Below are 3,207 nucleotides of genomic sequence, written 5' to 3' on the forward strand. Positions count from 1 at the left end.
CGTACTGCAGGTCAGACGTGAAGCTCCAGCGGTCATTCGCCTTCCAGTTCAAACGCCAGGCAAAGTCCTCTGTCTTGGAGTTGCGGGTGGCCGTGCGGGTGTCGTCGTTGAAGTTCAGCAGCGACCCGTCGTTGTTGGTCAACGTGCCGGAGACCATCGCACCCTGGTCATTGAACTTGCCATTCGTGACGCTGATCTTGTAAGGCTCAGTGCCTGCAAAGATCGCCTGTTCGTCCCACTGCATGCGGTACTTGGAGCGGAAGTAGGTCAGCGAGCTATCGATGTTGTCCTTCTTCCACTGCAGGGCGCCGTACAGGCCGTCGCGCTTGCGCTCGAATTCCAGGGTGCGCCATTGCGCGCCCTTGGGCACCCACAGGTAGGAGCCGGCGGGCTGGCCGACTACTGCGTCGGTACGGGGGTAGTAGGGCTCGACCTGGAAGAAGTCGGAGCGCGTGGCACTCTTGGAACTCGCAGCGTTCAGCAAGACGCCGATGCGGCCAATGTCGGTATTCCAGCTGTTGACCAGCAGGCCGCTGGCAGACGGCTTCTTCTTGCCGTTGAGCTTGTTGTAGGCCTCCTGCACCGTGACCGAGCCCTTGAAGCCCTGGTAGTCGAAAGGCAGCGCCGTGCGCAGGTTGACGAGGCCGCCGACAGCGCCCTCGATCTGTTCGGCCGACGGGTTCTTGTACACGTCGATGCCGGCCATCAGCTCGGGCGGCACATCTTCGAAGTTCAGTGCGCGGCCACCGTTGGCAGAAAAAGTGTCCCGGCCGTTCATTTCGGAACGCACATAGGACAGGCCGCGGATATTGACGCCGGAACCTTCCACCGAGTAGTGCTCGGGGTCGTTGCGAGCCATGGTGCGCTCGATCGTCACGCCGACGATGCGCTGCAGCACTTCGGTGACGGAACGGTCGGGCAGCTTGCCGATGTCGTCGGCCACGATCGAATCGACGATCTCGTCGGAATTCTGTTTGATCTTCTGTGCCGATTCGAGCGCCGCTCGGCGGCCGCTGACGACGACGGTTTCCAGGTTGGTGGTGGGTGCGGATGCGGCGGCGGCGGSGGGGGCCGGCGCGGTCTGCGCCATCGCCATGCCGCTGCAGAGCAGGGCGGCCTGGGCGGCGGCAAGGGATACAGCGGTTCGGCGGGGATGGTGATGTGTCACTTTGTCTCCTCTCGTTGTCGTAGGGCTCTAGGCCCGTGTCGTACTGCTGGTTCGGGGAAGCAAGGAAATCAACATCGCCCAGGTCGACAGGCGCAAGGCTTTTGAGCGAGGGTGTTCGTCATGGGCAGCGTGTCGGCTCGGGTGTGTTGGGCGGGGGTGAATCGGTGATCGGCGGTCAGCCGCARAAGCGGTTGACSAGRTTCTCGAAGACTTCCTGGCGGCCKGACACGGGCGCCACGTCGGTGTTGGCGGCGAGCACCTGGTCGGCGAGTTCGGTCAGCGAACGCCGGCCGTTGAGGATGTCCTGCCCGGCRGGYGCGTCCCAGCCGGCGTAGCGGCTGTCCACGGCGGCYTTCAGGCGSCCGTCGTTGACCATCTTCTCGGCGATCAGCAGCGCCTGSGCGCACACGTCCATGCCGCCGATGTGGCCGTGGAACAGGTCCTCGGCGTCGATGGACTGGCGGCGCACCTTGGCGTCGAAGTTCARCCCGCCCGAGCCCAGSCCWCCGGCCTGGATGACGTGGTACAGCGCSAYSGCCGTCTCCGGCACGTTGTTGGGGAACTGGTCGGTGTCCCAGCCCAGCTGCGGRTCACCSCGGTTCATGTCCAGGCTGCCCAGGATGCCCAAGGCGCCTGCCGTGGCGATCTCRTGCTCGAAGCTGTGGCCCGACAGCGTGGCGTGGTTGGCCTCGATGTTGACCTTSACTTCCTTCTCCAGGCCGTAGCGCACCAGGAAGCCGTACACGGTSGCGGTATCGAAGTCGTACTGGTGCTTGGACGGCTCRCGCGGCTTGGGCTCGATGAGGATGGCGCCCTTGAAGCCGATCTTGTGCTTGTACTCAACCACCATGTTCAGGAAGCGGCCGAGCTGGTCCAGCTCCTGGCCCAGGCGCGTGTTCARSAGCGTCTCRTAGCCCTCGCGGCCGCCCCACAGCACGTAGTTCTCGCCGCCGAGCTTCAGCGTCGCGTCCATCGCGTCGCGCACCTGCAGCGCGGCCATGGCGAACAGCTCGGGGTTGGGGTTGCTGGCCGCRCCGCTCATGAAGCGGCGGTGGCTGAACAGGTTGGCCGTGCCCCACAAGAGCTTCAAGCCCGTGGCCTGCTGCTTCTCGCCGAGCACGTCGACCATGCGCAGGAAGTTCTCGTGGCTCTCGCGCGGCGTGGCGCCTTCCGGGGCGACGTCGCGGTCATGGAAGCAGTAGTAGGGCGCGCCGAGCTTGGCAAAGAACTCGAAGGCCGCGTCGGCCTTGAGCTTGGCCAGCTCCATCGGGCTGCCGCCCTGGAACCAGGGGCGCTCGAAGGTGGCGCCGCCGAACGGGTCCAGGCCGGTCCAGACGAAGTTGTGCCAGTAGCACACGGCAAAGCGCAGGTGGTCCTCCATGCGCTGGCCCAGGACGATGCGGTCCTTGTCGTAGTGCTTGAAGGCCAGGTCATTCTGGCTGTCGGCGCCCTCGAAGCGGATGGGGGCGATGGCGTGGAAATAGCTCGTCATAACTCGGGGGTCAGGCACCGCGCAGGCGGCGGTAGAGGTCACGGAAACGCGCCAGGCGGGGGGCCAGGCGGGCATGGCGTTCGGGGTCGGGAGAGAAGAGGGCAGTCACGGTGATTGGGTGCGGCTGAGATCGATACCGAGATACATCAGTGACCTTCTAAGAGACCGTGACGGCACTGCCGCCGTTTGCCGAAGGCAGGGCGGGGTGCGTCAGGCGGTAGCGAACCAGTGCAGCCGCGCCAATGGCAACGGCATTCAGGCCAAACCGGGAGGTGCGGACCGTCGGACTGGCGGAACTGCCGAAAGTGGTGTGAGCGTCCAGTACATCCAGCGCCGGTTGCAGGAATGGCGCGCCCAGTTCGGTGACGGAGCCGCCAAGGACGATGCAGCCCGGGTCATAGGCGGTCGCCAGATTCAGCAGCAGCATGCCCAGATGGTGGCCAGCGGAGGTGACCGCTTTCAGTGTTTCGCGATCCTTTGAGGCAAGGTGTTCGCGCACCTCGCCGAGCGAGCGTCGAACGGCGGTGCCGGCGCTGCCGCGCTGGAC

The 3,207-nt window shown here is 65.2% G+C and carries 3 protein-coding genes; all 3 read right to left on the reverse strand.

Annotated elements, in window-relative coordinates; genetic code table 11:
* The coding region (locus AC1DU6_RS24730) for a TonB-dependent receptor plug domain-containing protein (protein WP_477860306.1) at positions 1–1,168 on the reverse strand (1,168 nt) is incomplete at its 3' end.
* A 175-nt stretch (positions 1,169–1,343) separates the two neighbouring features.
* A complete protein-coding gene (gene xylA, locus AC1DU6_RS24735) occupies positions 1,344–2,660 on the reverse strand; it encodes a xylose isomerase (protein ID WP_477860309.1) in 1,317 nt (438 codons plus the stop codon).
* A 157-nt stretch (positions 2,661–2,817) separates the two neighbouring features.
* The coding region (locus AC1DU6_RS24740) for an ROK family protein (RefSeq protein ID WP_477860307.1) at positions 2,818–3,207 on the reverse strand (390 nt) is incomplete at its 5' end.

It is taken from the genome of Roseateles sp. P5_B10 (assembly GCF_056400485.1).